24 protein-coding genes are annotated in these 23,729 nt (G+C 59.9%); 18 read left to right on the forward strand and 6 right to left on the reverse strand.

What is annotated here, in order from left to right:
• Nucleotides 1-386: 386 nt before the first annotated feature.
• The 8 genes from IB264_RS03230 (at nucleotide 387) to IB264_RS03265 (ending at nucleotide 8,164) form a co-directional block, all read left to right on the forward strand.
• Complete coding sequence (locus IB264_RS03230) at nucleotides 387-1,982, forward strand: ABC transporter substrate-binding protein (protein WP_025426001.1); 1,596 nt, start codon at nucleotides 387-389, stop codon at nucleotides 1,980-1,982.
• 214 nt (nucleotides 1,983-2,196) lie between these two features.
• Nucleotides 2,197-3,201: an ABC transporter permease subunit gene (locus tag IB264_RS03235; RefSeq protein WP_025426002.1), complete on the forward strand. Its 1,005-nt coding sequence runs from the start codon at nucleotides 2,197-2,199 to the stop codon at nucleotides 3,199-3,201.
• A gap of 10 nt (nucleotides 3,202-3,211) precedes the next feature.
• Nucleotides 3,212-4,120 (forward strand): ABC transporter permease subunit, encoded by a 909-nt coding sequence (locus IB264_RS03240; protein ID WP_025426003.1) that lies wholly within the window; start codon nucleotides 3,212-3,214, stop codon nucleotides 4,118-4,120.
• 2 nt (nucleotides 4,121-4,122) lie between these two features.
• On the forward strand, nucleotides 4,123-4,977 hold the full coding sequence (locus tag IB264_RS03245) for an ABC transporter ATP-binding protein (protein ID WP_025426004.1): 855 nt from the start codon (nucleotides 4,123-4,125) through the stop codon (nucleotides 4,975-4,977).
• Nucleotides 4,974-5,801, forward strand: coding sequence for a dipeptide ABC transporter ATP-binding protein (locus tag IB264_RS03250; RefSeq protein WP_025426005.1), 828 nt, complete (start codon nucleotides 4,974-4,976; stop codon nucleotides 5,799-5,801). The genes IB264_RS03245 and IB264_RS03250 overlap by 4 nt, the downstream gene beginning before the upstream one ends.
• A 271-nt stretch (nucleotides 5,802-6,072) precedes the next feature.
• Entirely contained in the window at nucleotides 6,073-6,420 is a 348-nt protein-coding gene (locus tag IB264_RS03255) for a RidA family protein (RefSeq protein ID WP_025426006.1), read from the forward strand.
• A gap of 94 nt (nucleotides 6,421-6,514) precedes the next feature.
• The gene (locus IB264_RS03260; RefSeq protein WP_128090404.1) at nucleotides 6,515-6,826 is read left to right on the forward strand and encodes a hypothetical protein; all 312 of its coding nucleotides are present in this window, start codon (nucleotides 6,515-6,517) and stop codon (nucleotides 6,824-6,826) included.
• 207 nt (nucleotides 6,827-7,033) lie between these two features.
• Nucleotides 7,034-8,164, forward strand: a complete 1,131-nt coding sequence (locus IB264_RS03265; RefSeq protein ID WP_025426007.1) for an AI-2E family transporter — start codon at nucleotides 7,034-7,036, stop codon at nucleotides 8,162-8,164.
• 11 nt (nucleotides 8,165-8,175) lie between these two features.
• Here IB264_RS03265 and IB264_RS03270 read toward each other — a convergent pair whose 3' ends face one another.
• Nucleotides 8,176-8,973 carry a response regulator gene (locus IB264_RS03270; protein ID WP_025426008.1) on the reverse strand — a complete coding sequence of 266 codons (798 nt, stop codon included), beginning with the start codon at nucleotides 8,971-8,973 and terminating at the stop codon, nucleotides 8,176-8,178.
• Nucleotides 8,974-9,137: 164 nt separating this feature from the next.
• Here IB264_RS03270 and IB264_RS03275 point away from each other — a divergent pair, with 164 nt between their 5' ends.
• Nucleotides 9,138-9,362, forward strand: coding sequence for a NepR family anti-sigma factor (locus IB264_RS03275; RefSeq protein WP_025426009.1), 225 nt, complete (start codon nucleotides 9,138-9,140; stop codon nucleotides 9,360-9,362).
• Between the two features lie 123 nt (nucleotides 9,363-9,485).
• On the opposite strand, the gene IB264_RS03280 is transcribed toward IB264_RS03275, so the two are convergent.
• Nucleotides 9,486-9,734, reverse strand: a complete 249-nt coding sequence (locus tag IB264_RS03280) for a glycine zipper domain-containing protein (RefSeq protein ID WP_025426010.1) — start codon at nucleotides 9,732-9,734, stop codon at nucleotides 9,486-9,488.
• 527 nt (nucleotides 9,735-10,261) lie between these two features.
• Here IB264_RS03280 and IB264_RS03285 point away from each other — a divergent pair.
• The 5 genes from IB264_RS03285 (at nucleotide 10,262) to IB264_RS03305 (ending at nucleotide 13,682) form a co-directional block, all read left to right on the forward strand.
• Complete coding sequence (locus IB264_RS03285) at nucleotides 10,262-10,585, forward strand: hypothetical protein (protein WP_025426011.1); 324 nt, start codon at nucleotides 10,262-10,264, stop codon at nucleotides 10,583-10,585.
• Between the two features lie 58 nt (nucleotides 10,586-10,643).
• Nucleotides 10,644-10,841, forward strand: coding sequence for a CsbD family protein (locus IB264_RS03290; RefSeq protein WP_025426012.1), 198 nt, complete (start codon nucleotides 10,644-10,646; stop codon nucleotides 10,839-10,841).
• Between the two features lie 639 nt (nucleotides 10,842-11,480).
• A complete protein-coding gene (locus IB264_RS03295; RefSeq protein ID WP_025426013.1) occupies nucleotides 11,481-11,645 on the forward strand; it encodes a DUF1328 domain-containing protein in 165 nt (54 codons plus the stop codon).
• A gap of 219 nt (nucleotides 11,646-11,864) precedes the next feature.
• Nucleotides 11,865-12,368: a TIGR00645 family protein gene (locus IB264_RS03300; RefSeq protein WP_081788838.1), complete on the forward strand. Its 504-nt coding sequence runs from the start codon at nucleotides 11,865-11,867 to the stop codon at nucleotides 12,366-12,368.
• A 60-nt stretch (nucleotides 12,369-12,428) separates the two neighbouring features.
• Nucleotides 12,429-13,682: an FAD-binding oxidoreductase gene (locus tag IB264_RS03305; RefSeq protein WP_025426015.1), complete on the forward strand. Its 1,254-nt coding sequence runs from the start codon at nucleotides 12,429-12,431 to the stop codon at nucleotides 13,680-13,682.
• Nucleotides 13,683-13,749: 67 nt separating this feature from the next.
• Here the strand turns inward: IB264_RS03305 and IB264_RS03310 are convergent, their stop codons facing one another.
• Entirely contained in the window at nucleotides 13,750-14,523 is a 774-nt protein-coding gene (locus IB264_RS03310) for an SDR family NAD(P)-dependent oxidoreductase (protein ID WP_051509154.1), read from the reverse strand.
• Between the two features lie 73 nt (nucleotides 14,524-14,596).
• Here IB264_RS03310 and IB264_RS03315 point away from each other — a divergent pair, with 73 nt between their 5' ends.
• The gene (locus tag IB264_RS03315) at nucleotides 14,597-15,217 is read left to right on the forward strand and encodes a TetR/AcrR family transcriptional regulator (RefSeq protein WP_025426017.1); all 621 of its coding nucleotides are present in this window, start codon (nucleotides 14,597-14,599) and stop codon (nucleotides 15,215-15,217) included.
• Between the two features lie 161 nt (nucleotides 15,218-15,378).
• Here IB264_RS03315 and IB264_RS03320 read toward each other — a convergent pair whose 3' ends face one another.
• The gene (locus IB264_RS03320) at nucleotides 15,379-15,780 is read right to left on the reverse strand and encodes a hypothetical protein (RefSeq protein ID WP_113567036.1); all 402 of its coding nucleotides are present in this window, start codon (nucleotides 15,778-15,780) and stop codon (nucleotides 15,379-15,381) included.
• A 254-nt stretch (nucleotides 15,781-16,034) separates the two neighbouring features.
• Here IB264_RS03320 and IB264_RS03325 point away from each other — a divergent pair, with 254 nt between their 5' ends.
• Nucleotides 16,035-17,174, forward strand: coding sequence for a fumarylacetoacetate hydrolase family protein (locus tag IB264_RS03325; RefSeq protein ID WP_144239134.1), 1,140 nt, complete (start codon nucleotides 16,035-16,037; stop codon nucleotides 17,172-17,174).
• 110 nt (nucleotides 17,175-17,284) lie between these two features.
• Here IB264_RS03325 and IB264_RS03330 read toward each other — a convergent pair whose 3' ends face one another.
• Nucleotides 17,285-17,467 (reverse strand): YegP family protein, encoded by a 183-nt coding sequence (locus IB264_RS03330; RefSeq protein WP_025426020.1) that lies wholly within the window; start codon nucleotides 17,465-17,467, stop codon nucleotides 17,285-17,287.
• A gap of 189 nt (nucleotides 17,468-17,656) precedes the next feature.
• Between IB264_RS03330 and IB264_RS03335 the strand changes: the two genes are divergently transcribed.
• Nucleotides 17,657-18,295 (forward strand): bifunctional 2-polyprenyl-6-hydroxyphenol methylase/3-demethylubiquinol 3-O-methyltransferase UbiG, encoded by a 639-nt coding sequence (locus tag IB264_RS03335; RefSeq protein ID WP_025426021.1) that lies wholly within the window; start codon nucleotides 17,657-17,659, stop codon nucleotides 18,293-18,295.
• Between the two features lie 209 nt (nucleotides 18,296-18,504).
• On the opposite strand, the gene IB264_RS03340 is transcribed toward IB264_RS03335, so the two are convergent.
• Nucleotides 18,505-19,344, reverse strand: a complete 840-nt coding sequence (locus tag IB264_RS03340; protein WP_025426022.1) for a hypothetical protein — start codon at nucleotides 19,342-19,344, stop codon at nucleotides 18,505-18,507.
• Between the two features lie 768 nt (nucleotides 19,345-20,112).
• Here IB264_RS03340 and IB264_RS03345 point away from each other — a divergent pair.
• Nucleotides 20,113-23,631 carry a DUF3427 domain-containing protein gene (locus IB264_RS03345; RefSeq protein ID WP_246811716.1) on the forward strand — a complete coding sequence of 1,173 codons (3,519 nt, stop codon included), beginning with the start codon at nucleotides 20,113-20,115 and terminating at the stop codon, nucleotides 23,629-23,631.
• Nucleotides 23,632-23,729: the final 98 nt, after the last annotated feature.

A 23,729-nucleotide genomic window follows, 5' to 3' on the forward strand; every position in this document is an offset into this window, starting at 1 on the left:
GCGATTTTCGTCGAATCGCCGATCGCCCGGCCGGAGCGACACACCCAAGGCGGGTGCACGATGGATGCGGTCGGCACATGTGACCTGCTCCACACTCCCGCCTGTCACCGTCGCACTTCGGTCACGCCGTCACCGATAAGCCGGATCGGGATGTTGCACGCCGGCCGAGCAGCGGCCGAAAAAGCCCCTGGAAATGTCAGGGTATTCTAAAACAGTGGACAGATTTCCGGCTCCGCCATAGGAGGAATTTTTCGCATAGACAAATTTGTTTGGCGACTTATTGCAATGCGACGCCAAATGTCGTTCCATCCGGCCTTGACCGGGGGCAAACGTCATTCCGCGTCAGGAAAATACGAGAACAAGAACAAATCTGGGAAGCAAAGCTCATGAAAAAGCTCACTACACTCTTCGCAGCGACGGCGCTTGCCACGCTGATGGCCGGCTCCGCCTGGTCGAAAACGTTCGTTTACTGCTCGGAAGGTTCGCCTGAGGGTTTTGATCCGGGCCTCTACACCGCCGGCACGACGTTCGACGCAGCGGCGCACACGGTCTACAACCGCCTGCTCGAGTTCAAGAAGGGCACGACCGAAACCGAGCCGGGCCTCGCTGAGAGCTGGACCATTTCCGATGACGGCCTTGAATACACGTTCAAGCTGCGTCCGGGCGTGAAGTTCCAGACGACGGAGTTCTTCACTCCCACTCGCGAGCTGAACGCCGACGACGTCGTGTTCTCGTATGAGCGCCAGCTCAAGGCCGACAATCCCTGGAACAAATACGTGACCGGCGCTTCGTGGGAATACGCAGCCGGCATGGGCTTCCCGGAAGTCATCAAGTCGGTCGAGAAGGTCGATGACCTGACGGTCAAGTTCACCCTGACGCGCAAGGAAGCACCGTTCCTCGCCAACATCGCCATGCCGTTCGCTTCGATCCTGTCGAAGGAATATGCCGACAAGCTGCAGGCCGAAGGCAAGATGAACCAGATGAACCAGATGCCGCTCGGCACCGGTCCGTTCGCGTTCGTCGCCTACCAGCAGGATGCCGTCATCCGCTACAAGGCAAACCCCGACTACTGGGGTGGCAAGCAGAAGATCGACGACCTCGTCTTCGCGATCACCACCGACGCTTCGGTTCGCTTCCAGAAGCTGCAGGCCGGCGAATGCCACCTGATGCCGTACCCGAACTCGGCCGACGTACAGGCCATGAAGGCCGATCCGAACCTGAAGGTCATGGAACAGGCCGGTCTGAACGTTGCTTACCTCGCCTACAACACGACGCAGGCTCCGTTCGACAAGCCGGAAGTCCGCAAGGCGCTGAACAAGGCGATCAACAAGCAGGCGATCGTCGATGCCGTATTCCAGGGCGCTGCCCAGCCGGCAACGAACCCGATCCCGCCGACGATGTGGTCGTACAACGACACGCTCCAGGACGACACCTACGATCTCGACGCAGCCAAGAAGATGCTCGAAGACGCAGGCGTCAAGGATCTGTCGATGAAGCTGTGGGCGATGCCGGTTTCGCGCCCGTACATGCTCAACGCCCGCCGCGCTGCCGAATTGATGCAGGCTGACTTCGCCAAGATCGGTGTCAAGGTCGAGATCGTGTCCTACGAATGGGCCGAATACCTCGACAAGTCGAAGGCAAAGGACCGTGACGGTGCCGTCATCCTCGGCTGGACCGGCGACAACGGCGACCCGGACAACTTCCTCGACACCCTTCTCGGCTGCAACGCTGTCGGCGGCAACAACCGCGCTCAGTGGTGCAACCAGGAATTCGACACCCTGGTCAAGAAGGCCAAGGAAACGTCCGACCTGGCAGAGCGCACCAAGCTCTACGAAGAGGCGCAGGTCGTCTTCAAGCGCGAAGCGCCCTGGGCAACGCTCGACCACTCGCTGTCGGTCGTTCCGATGCGCAAGAATGTCGAAGGTTTCGTCCAGAGCCCACTCGGCGATTTTGCCTTCGACGGCGTGGATATTGTCGAGTAAGCTAATGAACTGATCCGAAAGGGGGCGTTTGCCACGGGCAAACGCCCCTCTTTGCATCTACTACAGTGGCGCGCGTCCTGTCAGACGCGCAAAGGTCGCTGTAGCAATTTGAGTTGCTGCATGTTTTTGCCCTCGAATCCGAAGGGTTCAAGGAAACATGCAGTGGTGCCAGCGCCGGGAGACAACGGCGCGGCAACGTGGCGCGGGGTAAAACATGTTTCGATTTCTCTTGGGGCGTTTGGCGGTCCTGATCCCGACTTTCATCGGGGTCTCCATCATTGCCTTCTCCTTCATTCGCATGCTTCCGGGCGATCCTGTCGCCCTGCTTTCGGGCGAGCGTGTCATGTCGCCGGAGCGGCATGCGGAAATTTCACACGCGCTCGGTTTCGACCGGCCGATCGTGATCCAATACTTCGATTATCTCTTGGGCGTCGTCCAGGGCGACTTCGGCACGTCGATCGTGACGAAGAAGCCGGTGATCGACCAGTTCTTCGAACTGTTCCCGGCGACGCTGGAGCTTTCGCTCTGCGCGATCATCTTCGCGATCGTGCTCGGCATTCCCGCCGGCGTCATCGCGGCGATCAAGCGCGGCTCCTTCGTCGACCAGACGATCATGGGCACCGCACTCGTCGGTTTCTCCATGCCGATCTTCTGGTGGGGCCTGCTGTTGATCATGCTGGTCTCCGGCATCCTGCAGTGGACGCCGGTTTCGGGCCGCATCTCGCTGATGTACTTCTTCCCGCCGGTTACAGGCTTCATGCTGATCGACTCGTTGTTGTCGGGGCAGGCGGGTGCGTTCAAGTCTGCGGTGAGCCATCTCATCCTGCCGACGATCGTGCTTGGCACCATCCCGCTGGCGGTGATTGCGCGCCAGACCCGATCGGCGATGCTTGAAGTGCTTTCGGAAGACTATGTGCGCACGGCGCGCGCCAAGGGCCTCTCGACCTTCCGTGTCGTCGGTGTCCACGCGCTTCGAAACGCGATGATCCCGGTCATCACGACGATCGGCCTGCAGGTGGGCGTCATGCTCGCCGGCGCGATCCTGACCGAGACGATCTTCTCCTGGCCGGGCATCGGCAAGTGGATGGTCGATTCCGTCTTCCGGCGCGACTACGCCGTCATTCAGGGTGGCCTCTTGGTCATTGCTGGCATCATCATGCTGGTGAACCTTGCCGTCGACCTGCTCTACGGTCTCATCAACCCCCGCATCCGGCACTAAGGAGGGCGATATGTCTCAAGCTGCTGCAACGAGCGCCGTTTCGACAGATCCGTCCCGCCGGGCGCGACTGGCCGAATTCTGGTACTATTTCTCCGAGAACCGCGGTGCCGTCATCGGCCTTGTGTTCTTCCTGTTCCTCGTCCTGCTCGCGATCTTCGCGCCGATCATCGCGCCGCATGACCCGACCGCCCAGTACCGCGATGCGGTGCTGATCCCGCCAGTGTGGCAGGAAGGCGGCCGTGCCGAATTCCTGCTCGGGACCGACGCCGTTGGTCGCGACATGCTCTCGCGCCTGATCTACGGCACCCAGTTCTCGCTGTTCGTCGGCGTCATCGTCACCACGCTCTCGCTGGTCGGCGGTATTTTCGTCGGCGTGATCGCGGGTTACTTCCGTGGATGGGTCGATACCGTCATCATGCGTGTGATGGACATCATCCTGGCCTTCCCGTCGCTGCTGCTGGCCCTCGTGCTGGTCGCCGTTCTCGGACCGGGCCTGACCAATGCGATGATCGCCATCGCACTGGTCTTCCAGCCGCACTTCGTGCGCCTGACGCGTGCTGCCGTCATGAGCGAGAAGAGCCGTGACTACGTCATTGCCGCGAAGGTGGCGGGTGCCGGCCACGGCCGCCTGATGTTCAAGACGATCCTGCCGAACTGCATGGCGCCGCTGATCGTCCAGGCGACGCTGTCGTTCTCGAGCGCGATCCTCGACGCCGCCGCTCTCGGCTTCCTCGGTATGGGTGCACAGCCTCCGACACCGGAGTGGGGCACGATGCTCGCCGAAGCGCGTGAGTTCATCCAGAGCAAGTGGTGGGTAGTGACGCTTCCGGGCGTTGCAATTTTGGTCACGGTGCTGGCGATCAACCTGATGGGTGACGGCCTGCGCGATGCTCTCGATCCCAAGCTGAAGAGGTCCTGATCATGGCGCTTCTCGAAATTGAAAACCTGGTCGTCGAATTCCAGACGGCCACCGGTCCCTTCCGCGCCGTCGACGGCGTGTCGATGAAGGTTCATGAAAAGGAAGTGCTGGCGATCGTCGGCGAGTCCGGCTCGGGCAAATCCGTGTCTATGTTGGCGGCCATGGGTCTCCTGCCCTGGACGGCCAACGTTACGGCCGACAAGCTGACGTTCAACGGACGCGACCTGCTCGGCATGTCGTCGTCCGAGCGCAAGAAGATCATCGGCAAGGATATCTCGATGATCTTCCAGGAGCCGGTCGCAAGCCTCAATCCGTGCTTCACGGTCGGCTTCCAGATCGAGGAAGTGCTGCGCATTCACCTCGGTCTCGACAAGGCTCAGCGGCGCAAGCGCGCCATCGAACTGTTCGAGGCGGTCGGCATTCCCGATCCGGCCGAACGGCTTGGGCACTATCCTCACCAGATGTCGGGCGGTCAGTGCCAGCGCGTGATGATCGCGATTGCCATTGCCTGCAACCCGAAGCTCTTGATCGCCGACGAGCCGACGACCGCGCTCGACGTGACGATCCAGAAGCAGATCCTCGACCTCCTGATGCGGCTTCAGGCCGAGCATGGCATGGGCCTGATCATGATCACGCACAATATGGGCGTGGTCGCCGAGACGGCCGACCGCGTCGTCGTGCAGTACAAGGGTCGCAAGATGGAAGAAGCCGACGTCCTGTCGCTGTTCGAATCGCCGAAGAGTAACTACACGCGCGCGCTTCTGGCAGCCCTGCCGGACAATGCGACCGGTGACCGGCTGCCGACCATCTCCGAACTTTTCGTCGATGAGCCGAGCCTTCAAGGAGCCGCCCGATGACCGTCGTTCTCGAAGCGCGCAATCTGGTGCGCGACTACCATATCCCCGGCGGCCTGATAAAAAAGGCCAAGACCGTGCATGCGCTCAAGGGCGTGAGCTTCTCGGTCGAACAGGGCAAGACGCTGGCGATCGTCGGCGAAAGCGGCTGCGGCAAGTCAACGCTTGGCCGCATCCTGACGCTGATCGATCCGGCGACATCAGGCGACCTGCTGATCGATGGCAACAAGATCGACATCACCAAGGGTGACCTGACGCCGGAGATGCGCCGCAAGGTGCAGATCGTCTTCCAGAACCCCTATGGCTCGCTCAACCCGCGCCAGAAGATCGGCGACATCCTCACCGAACCGCTGATCATCAACACCAAGACGCCCGCCGACGAACGTCGCGAGCGAGCGATGGCGATGCTGAAGAAGGTCGGTCTCGACGAGCGGCACTACAATCGTTACCCGCACATGTTCTCCGGCGGCCAGCGCCAGCGTATCGCCATTGCGCGCGCGCTGATGCTCAACCCGAAGCTTCTGGTGCTGGACGAGCCGGTCTCGGCGCTCGACCTGTCGGTTCAGGCGCAAGTGCTGAACCTGCTCGCGGACCTGCAGGACGAGTTCCAACTGACCTACGTCTTCATCAGCCACGACCTCTCGGTGGTGCGCTATATCGCCGACGACGTGATGGTGATGTATTTCGGTGAGGCCGTCGAATACGGCAGCCGCGACGAAGTCTTCGCTGATCCCAAGCACAGCTACACCAAGACGCTGTTTGCCGCGACGCCGCGCGCCGACGTTGCCAGCATCAAGGCACGGCTCGCCAAGAAACAGGCGGCCTGAGCCTTTCGGCGCCGTGTAACAAGAGCATTTCCAGGAAAAGTGCGGAGCGGTTTTCCGTCCGGAAGTGCGTAGGAGATGGAGCGTTTCCATGACTCTATCTAAAGTGGAAGCGCTCTAATAGGAGGCCGGGGAAAGAACGCCCCGGCTTCTTGGCCTTGCCGGGCCGATGGTGTAGAGCTTTCGCGCCGCCATTCACTTCTCGCCTTCCGGCGGCGGGCAGCCGCTTTTCGGTCGAACCATCAGCGTTCGACCCAACTTCAGGAACACGATCATGGAAATCAAGCGTTTCGAAACCGGCCCCCGGATGAGCCAGGCCGTGGTTTACAACAACACCGTCTACCTCGCCGGCCAGGTCGGCAATGCCGGTGACGATGTCGTGACCCAGACGAAGCAGGCGCTTGCCGAAGTCGACCGTCTTCTGGCGCTCGCCGGCACCGACAAGACCCGCATTCTCTCGGCCACCATCTGGCTCGCGGACATGGCCGACTTCCCGAAGATGAACTCGGTCTGGGACGCCTGGGCACCGCAGGGCAACACCCCGGCACGCGCCACCGGCGAAGCCAAGCTTGCAACGCCGGAATACCTCGTCGAAGTAATCGTCGTCGCGGCCGCTGCCTAAAGCATCTCTCGCAAAAATTGCGCGGCGCTGTTACGGTTCCGTCTAAACCGGAAACGCTTTAAGGCGCTTGGCGAAGCCGAGAAGGCTTTGCGTGATGTTATCTTTCCGCCGCCGTGCCCAACGCACGGCGGCGTTTTCTTTTGTCGCGACCGCCCCACCTGCGGCTCCCAGGCAGGAACCATTCGCCAGTCCGCACGTTTACCTGTGGTTCCATAAAAAAACGGGAGGGCTGTCGATGCTCTACTGGCTACCGCGGGTCTGCGTGGTTGCTTTTGCAGGTCTGTTGATCGGTTTTGGGTTCATCCCGCATACAGCCGTCGGCGTGGCGCACACATTGCTCATCATCGTCCTCGGCCTGGGGCTTCTGTCGCTGACCCTGCATGTGTTTCCGCCTGAACGGCACTGAGTGATCCGGTCCGCAATTCAAAGTGCTACAGCGACCTTTGCGCGTCTAATAAGACGCGCGGCGCTGTAGAGCGTTTCCAGTTTGGACGGAGCCGCAGACGCACTCTATCTCTTTCCTTTTACGTATTTCCTGACGGAAAACCGTTTCGCACTTTTCCTCGAAAATGCTCTAGGCGTGACGCATGACAAACAACGGCGAGGGACGGCATTGGACACATCCGGGCACACGGCTGCTTACTACAAGCTGAAGCGCATCGCCGAGGAGGAAAAGGCCTCGGTCGAGGCGGCACTTCCCGCCGAGCCGAAGCGGGACGGCATCGACCTGATGGTGGCCTGGAGCATCATCGGCCTCTTCGTGATCGCCGGCTCAGCCGCCGTCTACTCGATGGAAACGATCCTGATGCCGATCACGCTCGCCGTCGTCGTCGGCATCGTGCTCGGACGCGCGGCCGACAGCCTGGCAAAGTTCGGCCTGCCGCCGATCATGGGTGGGCTGCTGCTGGCACTGTTCTTCGTGCTTGGGCTCGCCTCGGTGGTCAGCGCCCTGCTCGGACCAATGACGGACTTGGCGCAAAAGGCACCGGCCCTGGCGGAGGGGGTCGTCGAACGTGTGTTACCCTTCATCGAGCGTTTCGAATGGCTGCGCCTGGCGGTGGCGCGAGGAACCGGCAACGGAGCCCTTGCCGACACCGTCATGAAGAACGCTGGTCCGGTTCTCGGCGTTGTCGCCGCCGGGCTGACGCCGGCCCTGGTCCAGACGCTGATTTTCCTTGCAGCACTCGGGCTCTTCCTGCTGGGTCGCCTGCATCTGCGCAGGACCATCATCCTTGCCTTCAACAGCCGGGAGCGACGTCTGAGCACGATCCGGATCATGAACGCGATCGAAACCGCACTGGCGCAGTATTTTTCGATCGCGAGCCTAATCTATCTGGCGCTCGGCGTCGTCACCATGCTCATCGCGCTGGTCGGCGGCCTGGCCATGCCACCGCTCTGGGGGTTGTTTGCCTTCGTCTCCAGCTTCATACCCTATCTCGGCGTGACCATGATGACGCTGGCCCTGCTCGTCGGCGGGCTGATGACGCACGAAGCCATCCTCCTGGCGCTGGCGCCGGCGGCCGTCTTTTTCGTCGTGCATCTGGTCATGGAAAATCTGGTGATCCCGTCGATCCTGGGCAACAGGCTCGAAGTCAACCCGTTCCTCGTCTTCGTCGCCATCATCTTCTGGACATGGATGTGGGGCGCGGTCGGCGCGATGCTGGCGCTGCCGTTGTCGCTGATCGCCATGACGATCTTCGAGGAGGTGCGCGAGCAGCAGCCGGAACGGCAGCTGCCGGCCTAAGGCGTGTGCGCTTATCCGCGTGTCGAGCGGGCGTGTTCGTCGAAGAACAGGGCCTGGCTGATCAGCGCCTTGACCATGTCCGGGTTGAACGGCTTGGTCACGAGGAAGGCGGGCTCCGGCCGCTTGCCTGTCAGCAGCCGCTCGGGGAAGGCGGTGATGAAGATCACCGGTACCGCCGCATCCTTCAGGATCTCGTTGACCGCGTCGATACCGGAGCTGCCGTCGGCCAGCTGTATGTCGGCGAGAACCATCTTCGGCGCCGTCTTGCGGTAAAGATCCAGCGCTTCCTTATGCGTGCGGGCAATGCCGGTCACGCGATGGCCGAGGCTCGTCACCATATCTTCGATATCGAGCGCAATCAGCGGCTCATCCTCGATGATCAGGACTTCGGTTGCCACCTGGCGCGAAATGTCTTCCGAGGCCACCGTCAGCAGCTTGGAAAACGCCGCCTGGCTCTGCCCCATGATCTCGGCGGCATCGGCAATCGAGAAACCTTCGACCGAAACGAGCAGAAAGGCCTGCCGTGCCGCGGGCGCGATCAGCGAAAGATTGGCGGCAGCCTGCTGTTCCCAGGCGAATGGAGAGACGTTCTCCGTCCGGTCGACGGAGACTTTCTCGAACAGCGAGCAGAACAGCTTGTAGAGGGAAATGCGGTCGTTGGAACCCTCCGGGAAAAGGCTGATGTCCTCGATCAATGCTTCCAGAATTGCAGCCACATAACCGTCTCCGGCCGCCTGCGAACCGGTCACGGCGCGGGAGTAACGGCGGAGAAAGGGAAGGTGTGGTGCAATACGGGTCGAAAGTGACATCAAGTACTTCCTTGGGTCTGATGTGATTCGCTTGTTTTCTGAGGACAATGAGCATCCTGCGAAAGACGTGAATGTTTTGAACACGTTTTTCGGCCTATGGGAAGCTGGCAACAGCGATGCGTGCTCGAGGTGTTTCGAGCGCTGTCTGGCTTAGGGGTTGTGGGATGGAGCATCCTGTGGACGAGCGTGGCGTAGGGGAAGAGGAAACGGCGAAGGCTGCGAGAGGCTCAGATCCGAACGGCTTGATCGGCTCGAAGCTGAAGGCGCTCTACCGCGCGATCGAGCAGGAGCCGGTGCCTGACCTTTTCATCGACCTTCTGCAAAAGCTGGATGACGCCGAGGCGCTTGCAGCGCCGCGCGTCAAACAGGACGCACAAACGACGCGGTAACACTTTAAACCTGCTGCAATTATGCAGTAGCCGTGCCGACGAAAAAGTTCTCCCCGAGTTGTAAGCGCAAGACATGAGAAACGGGCCGAAGCCCGCTTCCCTGGACCTCTTGACGTTTGCGCCTTAGCAGGCGGCCTCGTAGCGGCGGCCGTAGCGGTCGCGATAGATGCAACGTCCCGGCTCATTGGCATTGCCAACGAGCGCGCCGGCGACACCGCCGATGGCGGCACCGACCGCAGCACCTCTGACATTGCCCGTGGCTGCACCGCCGATGATTGCGCCGCCGGTCGCGCCGATCGCCGCGCCCTTCTCCGTTTGCGTGCATGCCGCCAAGGGGAGGATCAGGCTTGCTACGATAAGTATCTTCTTCATGACGCGTTCCTATCCGAGGTTTGCTTTGTTGAACATTGAAGGATGCATTCGGCCGAGACCGGTTGCGGGGGACTGATGACGAACAGAATGACGACAATGAGGCCGTTCGCCAAAGCGAACACGCCTTGCCGACGCCAGCCCTGACCCTGGCTTCGCGCCTATCTTAACCACCTTTGGAATGCTCGCAACGGTCGGATCCGCACCGCTCATCAATGTCTCCCTTGTGGTATCGCCACGGGTGCGGCGCTTGTTATTGCTGTGGAAACGACGATCACGCCGATTTGTTCCATTGGGCAAATTCTTCCCAGACCTGTCGTCGATCCGGGGATTTGAAGGGCCGCCAGCGGCAATTGCTCCGACGTGCGCCTGCGACCTGTTTCGCCAGCCGCAACCATCGCGCTGGGCATGAAATACCGCGTCGAGTGCTCGCTCCAGCGAAGGCATCGACGAAATTTGATTCGGCCCATGGAACTTCGCGCCGTTCATAACCGTTTGCTGTTCACGTTTTTGATGGAAGGAGCATGCGGATGGAACATATCGCTGCCATCATGGTCCTCGTCGGTTGCATGCAGGGCGACGCCGCCTGCCGTGAAGTCCCGACACCGGTCGTCGGTTTTGAGACTGTCGAGGAATTTCATGAATTGCTTTCGCCGTCGATCGAGGAGGTCGGCAAGGCGTTCAAGAGCGCCTATGGCAAATGTGCCGAAGTCGATCCCGCCCTGTTTGTCGAGGATGCGACGATAGAATGGTGGATCACGCCTTCGCGTCAGCTTGAAGTCAATGTGATCGCTGACGACGGCACCTACGCTGTTGCTGCCCGCACGGACGACAAGCCGAAGTTCCGCAACTAAAGCATCTCCAGGAAAAGTGCGAAGCGATTCTCCGTCGCCGCGCTGAAAGGATCAAAGCATGAACTGGGACATCATTCAGGGCAAATGGGCGGAGTTGAAGGGCAAGGCTCAGATCGAATGGGGCAAGCTGACCAATGACGATCTCGATGTCATCGACGGGCGGCGCAAGGAACTTGCCGGCCGTATCCAGGCCCGCTACGGCATCGCCCGCGATGAAGCCGAACGCCAGATCGACGACTGGGCTTCCCGCCACTGAGAGGCGAACCCGACCGAGCCGAAAGGCCAAAAGCAAACGCCGCCGTGGTGATCGACCGTCGCGGCGTTTGCTTTTGGTTTTTGAGCCCCCACAGCCCCGCGCGTCTTATTAGACGCGCAAGGGTCGCTGTAGCACTTTGAATTGCTGCATGTTTTTATCCTTAATCGAATAGGATTTAAGGAAACAGGCAGTAGCGGAAGAACGGCGCTGCGCAATTATCTCTTCGGTTTCGGCTCGGTCTTTTTCAGTTTTTCGAGAAGATTGTTTAAGTTCTGGCTCGGTTTGTCTGTGTTGTGCGCGTAGAGATCACGCATCGTTCTACCGATGTGAAGATTACTGTCCGGCGTTTCGGCGTTTCGGTGCGCTGTTTCAGCTGCGGACTTCCAAATATGTGACATTGGCATCTTCATGTCGAACCCGCTTCATTCCTTGAGGGAACAACGTAAGACTATCACGAAGGTTCCTGGCGAATTTCGCCTCGGCTGTGCCAAATCGAGACTGTTTTGGCGATCATGGTTAACAGATGGTTTCGAACCTCCGGGGCGGGATTGAAGATTTCATCGTTGCTTGCGTCGGTGCTGGAACAAAATAGGCGGTCATGACGTTTCATTTCCAGCGACGCATACAAGGAGATATCCTATGCTTTACTACGCTCTCGTCTTTCTGGTAGTAGCAATTATCGCAGGTGTACTTGGTTTTGGCGGTATTGCCGGTGCTTCCGCAGGTATTGCACAGATCCTGTTCTTCCTATTCCTCGCCTTCCTGGTGATCTCGCTGGTCGTGGGGCTCATGCGCAGAACCTGATCCAGGCGCTGGTAACGCATTAAACCTGCTGCATAATTATCTGCTTAAATCGATTCAGCTTTAAGGATTTATGCAGTAGGAAATCAACAAGGGACGAATGTCGAAAGACTTCGTCCCTTTCGCATGTCGCGATGCTCCGGTTACATCCCTTGCCCTCCCAGGTGTGCTTGGCTATTCATGCCGAAACGGATCTGACGCGCACCAAGGAATGCGGAACACATGAAATCGCTGGAGCTCCTCGTAGAGCGGATCATTCTGTCCAGTCGCTGGCTGCTGGTCATTTTCTATCTCGGGCTTGTTGCAGCGTTGGCGCTCTACGGCATTTCGTTCATGTACAAGTTCCTGAAGATCGCCGGCATGGTCTTCGTCTACGACGATGCCCAGATGATCCTGTCGATGCTCGGCCTGATCGATGCCGCCCTAGTGGCGAGCCTGATCGTCATGGTGATGATCTCAGGATACGAGAACTTCGTCAGCCGCTTCGACGAGGCTGATGCCGAGGTCTCCTTCCTCGGCAAGCTCGACGCCGGCAGCCTGAAGATCAAGGTCGCATCGTCGATCGTCGCGATCTCGTCCATCCATCTTCTGCAGATCTTCCTCAACACGCAGCAATATACCAGCCAGCAACTGATGTGGGCGACGATCATGCATCTCGCTTTCGTGGTTTCGGCGGTTCTGCTCGGTTATCTCGAGCAGATCATGAATGGGCTGAAGAAGAAGTAGCTTGGGCCGAGCGGCGTGCATCGCTGCTGATGGTCTTGATCGAGTAGCGGGGCACTGGACATGAAGACTGACGTAGTGGTTCTCGGCGCCGGCATCGTCGGCATATCGACCGCCATCCATCTGGCGCGGCGCGGCAAGTCGGTGGTGCTGCTTGATCGTCGCGGTGCGGGCGAAGAGACATCCTACGGCAATGCCGGCCTGATCCAGCGCGAGGGCGTGTTTCCCTACGGCTTCCCGCATGATTTCGGGGCATTGTTCCGCTACGCGCTGAACAACACCATCGACGCGCACTACCATATTCGCGCGCTGCCGGGGCTGGTGCCGTTCCTGGCGCGCTACTGGTGGCATTCCGGCTTCACCCAGCACCAGCGCATCGCCAACATGTATGCGCCGCTGATCGAAAATTCGATCGCCGAGCATGAGGATCTCATCAATGCATCCGGCGCGGGCGACCTGATCCGCAAGGACGGCTGGATGAAGGTCTTCCGCACCGAGAAGGAGCGCGACGCGGCCTACAAGGATGCCGAGAAGCTGTCGACCGGTTTCGGCGTCAATCATCAGAAACTCTCGACCAGCGAATTGAAGACCCTGGAGCCTTCGATCAGGGCCGATCTCGTCGGTGGCCTGCGTTGGAGCGACCCATGGTCGATCCGCGATCCGCACAGCCTCAACAAGGCCTATCTCACCTATTTCCAGTCGCTCGGCGGCCGGCTGGTTTCCGGGGACGCGGCGACGGTGGAACACATTCTCGAAGGTCCGGGCTGGCGGGTCGCGACCCCGGAAGGGCCGCTCGAGGCGCATGAAGTCGTCGTCGCACTTGGTCCTTGGGCCGATACGGTCACGCGCAAGCTCGGCTACCATTTCCCGGTTGCCGTCAAGCGCGGTTATCACATGCATTACGGCATGCAGGAGGGCGCCCAGCTCAACAATTGGGTACTGGATGCCGAGAAGGGCTATTTCCTGGCGCCGATGCTGCGCGGCATCCGCCTGACGACGGGGGCGGAATTTGCCTGGCGCGATGCGCCGAAGACGCCGGTTCAGCTCACCCGCGCCGAGCGTGTAGCGCGCGAGTTCTTCCCACTGGCCGAGCGCCGCGACGAAGAACCGTGGATGGGCGCTCGCCCGTGCACGCCTGACATGATGCCGATCATCGGCAAGGCGCCGCGTCACCAGGGCCTGTGGTTCGCCTTCGGTCATGCCCATCACGGCATGACGCTCGGCCCGGTCACCGGCCGGGCGCTCGCCGAAGCCATGACCGGCGAGAAGACGGTGATCGACATCGCCCCCTATCGCCCGGAGCGCTTCTTCTCCTGATCGTTTATCCGATCGCCAAAAGGGGCCGGGAGCATCGCTTCCGGCCTCTTCTGCATTTGGTCGCCGGTCAGGCGTTCGTGCCGCCGTCGATGGTGAATTCGGCGCCGGTCACGCCCCGGCCTTCGGGCCCGGCAAGCCAGGCGACGAGGCTCGCCACCTCGCTCGCATCGTTGAACCGGGGGATTGCCATCAAGCCGCGTTGCGGATCCGCATGCGCGCCGTCCTGCGGATTCATGTCAGTATTGGTCGAGCCGGGATGGACGATGTTGACGGTGATGCTCTTCGGTCCGAGGTCACGCGCGACCGCCTTGGTAAAGCCGACGAGCGCCGACTTGCTGAGCGCATAGAGGCTGATGCCCGGAAAGGGAACGCGCTGCGCCAGATTGCTGCCGATCGAAATGATGCGTCCGCCTTCCGGCATATGTTTTGCCGCAGCGCTCGTGGCCAGTACCACCGCCTTCACATTGACATCGACCGTACGGTCGAAATCGTCCGCGGTCACGTCCGTAATGGCGGCTGCTTCATAAATGCCAGCATTGTTGACCAGAATGTCGATGTGGCCGTGCCGCTCGACGACCGTCTGGACGGCGGTCTCCACCGCCTTTGCATCTCGATTGTCGGCGCGTACGGCGAGCGCCTTGCCGCCCGCGCGCTCGATTTCGGCGACCAGTGCATCGGCCTTTGCCTGCGACTGCCCGTAGGTGATGGCGACAATGGCGCCCTCACTTGCCAGCCGCCTGGCGATCGCCGCACCAATGCCGCGTCCGCCGCCTGTCACCAACGCGACCTTGTTTTTCAGATTCGACACGCTCTTGCTCCGTATTTGTAGTGATCGATACATATATACGCGGCGACTTGCCTCCCGCTGTCAAGTCATTTATGTATTGATCGATACAAAAAAAGGAGTTCATGCGATGTCCAGCCGTGGCCGGCCGCGCAATTTTTCGCGTGAGGAAGCGCTGAGGAGCGCGATGGAAATCTTCTGGGACAAGGGTTTCGACAACACCTCGCTTGCCGATCTGACGCGGGTGATGGGGCTCAATCCGCCGAGCCTTTACGCTGCCTTCGGCAGCAAGGCGAAGCTTTTCCTCGAGGCCGTCGACCTCTATGGCCGGACCGATGGCGCCGGTATCTGGGAGTTTCTGGACAGCGCACCGACGGCAAAGGAGGCGGTGCACGACCTATTGCGCCGGTCGGCCGAGAATTTTACCCAATGGGCCGAGCCACGCGGCTGCATGGTGGTGCTCTCTGCCCCGCAGATGGAGGGGGTCGACCCGGCGGTGTGCAACGGTCTGAAGGCGCGCCGGCTGGAAAAGCAGGCGGCATTAGAGCAGCGTCTCGAGCGTGGCGTGGCGGAAGGTGATCTGCCCGCGGGAACGGCCTGCGACGACATCGCCGCCTATGTCACGTCGATCCAGCATGGAATGTCGATCCACGCCCGCGACGGAGCCTCGCGTCAGACCCTGATGGCAATCGCCGATTGTTGCGCGGCGGGGTGGGACGCGATGGTCAAGGCGTCATCGACGAGAGAATGACGAGATCTGCTGTCGATGACGGCCGATAAGCGTCGTCTCAATTGATCGCGGTCGCCCCAATGCGCGCGCTCTTCGGCACAACCACGTCCTGGTGCGATCAACACTCGACCTTTGCCGGAAGAACGCTCTTCCGGCAAAGGCAAGCCATTGCGACAATACCGTTACTGGGCCGGTGCCGGCTGTGTTGTCGTTCCGTTCGTTGCCGGCGGGGTCGTGCCCTGCTGCGGCGTCGTTTCCGGGGCGGTCATCGTTCCGCCGGAAGGTGCGGTGGTCGTATCGGCCGGCGGCGTGGCCGTCGTATCCGTTGCTGGCGGTGTCGCCGTCTGCCCTGATGTCGACTGGTCGGTGGTGGCCGGTGGCGTTGCCGTCTCGGTCGTATCCCGCGTCAGTTCTGCCGGGAGCCAGGCGATCAAAGCGAGCACGAGGCCGGCAAGCAGGATGATGACGAGCGGCCAGCTGCTGCGCCCGGAGCGGACCGGTGCCGGATCTGTCGGCATGGGTGTCGGCTGACCTGTCACCGGGTCGATGAGCGGCTTTTCCTTGAACTCTTCACGTTGATTCATCGCGTTCACATCCTTTCTGGGCGTCCTCCGGCCTACGGGTCTTGCCGGCCGGAACGGCCTCGGCAAAGGCAGAGGACCGGGTTGTGCGGTTGCAAACTAACGTTGCGAACCTCGCATGCTCGACTGGACGCGCTCTGCAACAGGAAACGCGCGAAAACTTGCAATGTTCCATCGGGTACAACCCACCCAAATCGCATGCGCTTTACAGCCCGCTGTTTTCGCTGCAAGAAAATCATCTCTTTGGGGGAGCGATCATGACGCTTGAGGCATACCGAAGCGGAACCTTTGTCGGGCGCGTCTGGCGATCTGATATTGACGGGCCGGCGCTCGTGACCGTCAGGGACGGCGCGATTGTCGACATCACCTCGAAAATGGCGCCCACCATGCGCGATCTGTTGGAGCTTCCCGACCCGGTTGCCCACATCCGTCAGCTCGATGGCGAACGTCTCGCGTCGGTGACCGACGTACTCACGGGGGAGGGCAAGATCTCGACCCTTCGCCTGCTTGCGCCCTGTGACCTCCAGGCCGTGAAGGCCTGTGGCGTCACCTTTGCGCGCTCGATGATCGAACGCGTCATCGAAGAGCGGGCGGCCGGCGATGCCGCCCGCGCCGAGGCGATCCGCACACGCGTCACTGCCGTCATCGGCGACAGCCTGCGAAACCTTAAGGCCGGCTCACCGGAGGCAGCCCGTGTCAAGGCCGCGCTGATCGAGGAGGGCGTCTGGTCGCAATATCTGGAAGTCGGCATCGGTCCGGATGCGGAAGTTTTTACCAAGGCACAGGTGTTGTCATCGGTCGGTTCGGGTGCCGATGTCGGCCTCCACCCGATTTCGCGCTGGAACAATCCGGAACCGGAAATCGTGCTGGCCGTTGCCTCTGACGGCGCCGTCAAGGGCGCGGCGCTCGGCAATGACGTCAACCTGCGCGATGTCGAGGGCCGGTCCGCTCTGCTTCTCGGCAAGGCGAAGGACAATAATGCCTCCTGTGCGATCGGCCCGTTCATCCGCCTGTTCGACGAGACCTACACGGTCGATCATGTGCGCAGGGCCGAACTCGAGCTGCTGGTCGAAGGCGCCGATGGCTACCGCCTGAAGGGAATGAGCAGCATGGCGGAGATCAGTCGTGACCCGCTCGACCTCGTCGCCCAGACGATCGGGCCACACCATCAATATCCCGATGGGTTGATGCTGTTCATGGGCACGTTGTTTGCCCCGGTCGAAGACCGCGACGAGAAGGGGCAGGGCTTCACCCACAGGATCGGCGATTTGGTGACGATTTCAAATGCTGAACTTGGTAGCCTGACCAACGTGGTGCGCCTGTCGACGGATTGCCCGCCCTGGACGTTCGGCATGGCCGCGCTGATGCGCAATCTCGCCAGCCGTGGTCTGATTTAGCCGCGGCTCATCAGCCGGAAATAAGCGCCCGGATTGCGCGCTAGGCAAGTGCCCGCCTTAAAGGAAAGAGGCCCGCCGATCCTCATCGGCGGGCCTCTCATGGAATTTAGTTAAGCTTGGCTGTTGTCTTCGACAGGCGCGTTCGGTCCGTTCTTCTTGATCGAATCGATGGCGTTCTGAGCGCTTGCCTTGCTCGAATAGCCTTCGGTCGAAAACATCACTTCGCTGTTGTACTTGAAGCGAACCCGATATTCGCCAGCCTTGTCTTTGTAGATCTCGAACTTATGAGCCATGTGCCCTCCCATATGTAATCGTGAATCACGCAGGGACTAGCGTGGCAGTTGCAAGCGGCGTTGACAAGATGTCGGCGGTCTCATTCAAATCTACACGTCCGCTTCACCTGACCTTGATCCTCGTATGGACGATGGAGCAATTTCCCACACAGCGGACCGGCCCCGCACTGGAAAGGCAGAAAACCCACCATGAGCATGGAGACTGACGCCCGCTTCTGGGACCGGAGCGCGCGCAAATACGCCATGGGCAAGATTGCCGATCAAGCCGGATATGAGCGCACGCTGGAGCGAACCCGCGCCCTTTTGAGACCAAGCGACCGGGTGCTGGAAGTGGGTTGCGGGGCAGGAACAACGGCGCTCCGGCTTGCGAGCCATGTGCAAAGCTATCTTGGGACGGATATTTCCAAAGGAATGGTAGCGATTGCCGAAGAAAGGTGTGCCGCCGATCCCATCCCGGGGCTAGCCTTCCGGGTCGCAACCGTCGAGGCGCTGACGCCCGAAGAAACACAGTTCGACGTCATCATGGGGTTCAACTATCTGCATCTGGTTCGCGACTTGGCCGGCACGCTGGGCCACATTCACGCCCTGCTGGCGCCGCAGGGTCTGTTCATTTCCAAGACGCCCTGCGTCGGGGATATGAACCCGCTCATTCGGCTTGTCCTGCTGCCCGCGATGCGAGCGCTCGGGCAGGCGCCTTACGCCGGCATCTTCCGGGCGGCTGAATTGGGTCAGATCATCCATGCTGCCGGTTTCGACGTGCTTGCCACGGAAAACCACGCGACCAAGGGCAACGACAGCCGTCCCTATATCGTCGCGCGCAAGAGATGACATGTCGGGCCGCGGCTCCGGCGTTCGTGACGATCTCCACGCCGAACTTTGCGAGCCTGATCTTCGCGGTATGTCTGCCGGCAGACTGCGTCAGCCTTCGACATTCGGGCGCAGCCACGCCGAGGTCTGGGGAGAGCCGGCGCGGTGTTCGGTATGCGATTTGCCGGCACACAGCGACCCGACCGCTATTTGCGAGATAGGTCTCGTGATCAAAACGCTCGGCTGTTGTTGGACCAGACCGGTCCCAGGCGCTCTTCTTCCTTGATGCTGTTCGACCCATAGGAGAACCGGAGGCCACCGAAGATCGTGCTGCTGTCGCCCGACACCGACGAACCGAAACCGGATACCTCCTCGTCGGCGTATTTGTATCCGCCGAACAATGTGACCGGGAAGTATACCGAGCGATAGTTCGCCGTCAGCTTCAGGCTGCGGATGTCGTAGTCGATGCCGCTGTCGGTGATGCGGTCGAGAGCGCCGTCGACATCGAAGCGTACGTTGTCTGTAGCATAGAAGCGAGCGCCGAGCGCGGCCATGTAATGGTCGGCGTCGAAACCCTCCCATCCCGCCTGGCCATAACCGGCCGCACCGTGGATGGTCCATGTGTCCTGGAAATAGGCGCCCTCGATGCCGCCCATATAATCGTTGATGTGGCTGTCGAACCCTGCATCGAGACGCGCCGCCTGCACGAACACACCCGCCGCATAGAGGTTGTCTCGGTAATAACCGTGCAGGGTGCCGTTATAAGTATTCGTGTCGGCGTCCCCGATCGAGGCGCGGGCGTAGCCGAGATCCGTCTGGAGATTGAAGCCGCCGCCTGCATCGAAGTTGACGGCGCCACGCAGCGCCCATGCGTCGGCATCAATGTCGCCGGGAGAATCGACGACGCTTCCGTAGGCGCCTTCGATATATCCCGTTACGCCCAGCGATGCCTGTTCGACCGGCGCTTCATAGTAGTCGGCCGCCCCGACCAATGGCCCATCCATATCGGCGGCCGCTGCGAGCGATGCGCTCGACAAGAGAAAAACAAGAAAACCGTTCGTCCGAAACATCTGCCCACCCCCTGAAAACCCTAGCAAAGAGTAAGCAAACATCGTTAATGCAATCTCAACGCGAATTCCGTTTGCAAGGCATCTGGATGTGAGGGTGTCGAACGCGACCGTGTCTTTCGAAAGGGGCATTCTAGGCATCGGCGCAAGGCGTGCGAAAGTCACGCGTGCCGAGGTGTTTACGCTACTGAATTTGTTTGTGAAAGAGTTTGGCTGGGGAACCTGGATTCTCACATGATTTCAAAGGCTTAGTGGAAAGCCCTTGAAATTCCCTCTGTTTTCCCATCGCGAGCGACCGTGGATGCCACCTTTGTGCCCTGGCTTTGGGTCTCAGTCAACCGGGCGGGCTGGCGGAAATAATTTCCGCTGTCCGACCTCACGTTTGCGACGAGGCGGCCATAGGGCTCCCGGCTGCTTTGCGCCTCCATTCCTGTCAATACCTTAACGCGCTCGCGTCCTTGACGCGGTCGGCTTCCAGGAGGGCCCAGGTAGCTGCCGCCCGCTGATCAAATGGCAGCTCTAGGGCAGAGGATTCCGCCATGATTTTCGGAAGCACTGGATGCCAACCACCATCACAAGGGACGTATATATCGCGATCGTCTGAAGCCGCCCCAATTCTCTTCCTTAGATTAAACGCGCTTCCACCTCACGGTTCCACATTGGATGGCGCCTCAGCCAGGTGCCAAAAACGCAGGGGGTTCTTAAAAATCATTGTGTGGAAAAGAATTAGCCATCCTGGGATGCTTCAGCGATACAGCCCATAGTTTGCCGATGATCCAATGCCCTTTCTGCACCGCCGAACTGAGCCGCATCGCCTTTATGGACGATCAAGTCGTCGCCCTGTGGGACGCCTTCCCGGTGTCGCCAGGACATTTGCTCATCGTTCCACGACGGCATGCGGGGACATGGGACGATCTTTCAGCGGACGAGAAGCAGGCAATCTGGCAGAACATCGCCAGGGCAAAATTCGAGATCGAAAGGAAGCACAAGCCGGATGGCTACAACGTCGGATTCAATCTGGCTGAAGCTGCAGGACAAACGGTCTTCCATTTCCACCTGCATGTCATTCCACGCTACCTGGGTGACGTCGACGACCCGAGGGGCGGCGTCAGACACGTTATCCCGCAAAAGGCCAACTACCTAGCTCAAGAGGTAAGCAGCGCCGAAGAGGTAAAGCGCCTGGTCACTGGTGGAAGCGACCACCTTCTGCCCCATCTCATCATGCATATAGACCAAGCGAACGCCTGCAACATTGCAGTAGCATTTCTGTTGGATAGCGGCGCGAGACTAATCGTCGAGCATCTGAAAGATTTTCTGGCCCGCGGCGGACGAGCCCGCATTCTTGTCGGCGACTACATGGACGTGACCGAGCCGATGGCACTGCGGCGTTTGGCCGATCTGGACGGCGACCTGACGTTTCGGGTCTTCGAGGCCACGGCGCAGGGATTTCACCTCAAGACCTATATCTTTCTGTCGGATAAGGAGGGTGTGGCATTCGTCGGCAGTTCCAACCTGTCGGAGGCGGCACTGACGACATCCATCGAGTGGAATTACAAGGTCATCTCGAGCCACGACGGAATGGCCTTCCCCCAGATCAGCAATGGCTTCGAGGATCTCTTCAATTCCTATAGCGCCGTCTCCGTCACGCCGGAGTGGATAGACCGCTATGAAAACCGAAGAAATCCGCTGGGCTTCAAGGAGGCCGGCGTAGCATACGAGCTGCCGCTGCCCCCTCCCGAACCCCACGCCATTCAACGGCAGGCTCTCGCAGCGCTCGAGCAGGCACGGCAGGATGGGTTTACTGCGGGCCTCGTTGTGCTCGCTACGGGTCTCGGAAAGACCTGGCTGGCGGCCTTCGACAGCGATCGTCTCGAATTTCGTCGCATCCTATTCGTCGCCCACCGCGAAGAAATACTGAACCAGGCGATCGAGACCTTTCGTCGCGTGCGGCCGGCAGGTCGGATTGGAAGATTGTCGGGCGACTACAAGGACACGGATGCCGATCTCCTTTTCGCCTCCGTTCAGACCCTCGGCAAGGCGAACCAGATCAGGCAATTCAGGCCGGACTCCTTCGATTATATTGTCATCGACGAGTTTCATCACGCAGCAGCGAGCACCTACCGACGCATCATCGATTACTTCGTACCGAAGTTCCTCCTCGGTCTCACGGCGACGCCCGAGCGGAGCGATGGAGCTGATCTGCTCGGTCTTTGCCAAGAGAACCTCGTTTTCCAGGCCGGTGTCCATCTGGGGATAGAGGGCGGGCTTCTTTGCCCCTTTCATTACTTCGGCGTCCCGGACAATGTAGACTATCGAAACATCCCCTGGCGTAGCGCGCAGTTCGACCTGACAGAACTCACCGCTGCTGTCGCCACAGAAGCGCGCGCGCAAAACGCGCTCGAACAGTACCGACTGCGCGGCGGGACGAAGTGCATCGGCTTCTGTTGCTCCCAGACACATGCCGATTTCATGGCCGACTTCTTCAATCGCCATGGGGTACCGGCTGTCGCCGTTCATGCCGGCATCAATTCGGCGCCTCGGGCTACGTCCCTGCAAAGACTGGAAGCGGGCGAACTCGAAATAGTGTTTGCCGTCGACATGTTCAACGAAGGTGTTGACGTCCCAAGCATCGATACCGTGTTGATGCTACGGCCAACGGAATCGACTGTTATCTGGCTGCAGCAGCTCGGCCGCGGTTTGCGAAAATCAACAAACAAGAACCGTCTCGTCGTCATAGACTACATCGGCAACCATCGTATCTTCCTCACGAAGTTGCGTGCGATCGCATCGATTGCGAATGTCGAGGCGTCGTCCAGCGGTCATATCCGAGAGCTTCTGGAAAGACTGCAACGCGATCAAGTCAATCTGCCCACCGGCTGTGAAGTGACCTACGATCTCGAGGCAATCAACATACTGCGTATGCTGGCGAAACCAGCCAGTACGGAGAATGCTCTAGAAGAGTTTTACCGCGACTTCCTGGAGCGGCATGGTGTCCGGCCCACGGCCTCGGAGATTTTTCACTCGGGCAACAATCCTAGAAGTGGCAGCGAGCGTTCATGGCTTGGATTCGTTGAACGCATGCGCGGATTGAACGATCTGGAGCGAACGATCTGGTTGGAGCAGCGAGATTTCTTTCAGGAGATGGAGAAGACCGAATTAACCCGAAGCTACAAGCTCGTGACGCTTCTCGCACTGTTCGATGAGGAGACCGTGCGGGACCGCTGTACCGTCGATGAGCTCGTCGAGGGTGTCGCGCAGTTGGCCTCTCGAGTCCATAAGCTTCAGCAGGATTTCTCCGTCGATCTCGCGGATCGGAAGGCGCTCAGATCGCTCGTGCTAAAGTTTCCGATCGATGTCCTAACGAAGCTGCGGGATAGCGACGGCGCTCCGTATTTTGTTTTGCGAGAAAATCAATTCGGCTTAGTGAGAGTCCCACGGGATAGGGCGACGTTTAGCCAACTTCTGCGGGAAATCCTCGATTGGCGTCTTGCGCAATATTTGAGCAGAAGCGGTGTTCCCAACGAGCCGGCGGAAGCTGTTTGCCGCGTCGCCCGAAACACGAGCGGACAACCTATCTTATTCCTCCCGACGACGTCGGGCGCAGGGCGGCTACCGGAAGGTCCCCTGCACGTTATCGTAGACGATCAGCCGATGGAGGTTACAGTTGCCAAGATCGCAATTGACGTTGTGCGGGGAGCCGACGATTCCTCCAACCGCTTGTCCACCATTCTTCGCGGATGGTTCGGCGACGAAGCCGGACTTCCGGGCAAAGGCGATCGTGTCCGATTCCGATACGAGAGCGATATCTGGCGCATGGAGCCGATGGGTGTACAGGCCCAGGCACAGGCGGGTCTTCGGCTTTGGGAACGCTATTCTCGCGAGGTTATCCCTCCAGCTTTCGGGCTAACCTTCGACCAGGCAACGTGGAACGCCGGTTTTGTGCCAAAACCGCCTCACATCTTTCTGCTCGTCACCTTGGAGAAGGAGGGGATGATGGACGAGCACCGCTATGCTGATCACTTCACGTCAGCCACGGAATTCTCATGGCAGAGTCAGAATAGGACCAAGCAACAATCGAAGCATGGCGAGATGATCCGTGACCATCAAGCCCTGGGTCTTCACGTCCACTTGCTCGTCCGAAAGACGAAGAAGATCGGACCCAAACCGGCACCATTCATCTACTGTGGCGAAGTGGATTTCGAAACCTGGACAGGCGAGATGCCGATTACCGTGACGTGGCGACTACGTGAGGCGGTGCCGTCGACGCTTCTGTCACAACTAAAGGTCTGAACTATTGGCGCCTTTAAGTGCGTCAGAACGCTGGATTGACTAGGCGGCGGTCTACGTGCGCCTGTGCGGAAATGACTTCCCGGTCAACTTGCCGAGAC

The sequence above is a fragment of the Ensifer sp. ENS11 genome (genome assembly GCF_014851895.1).
In the GTDB taxonomy this organism is placed as follows: domain Bacteria; phylum Pseudomonadota; class Alphaproteobacteria; order Rhizobiales; family Rhizobiaceae; genus Ensifer; species Ensifer canadensis.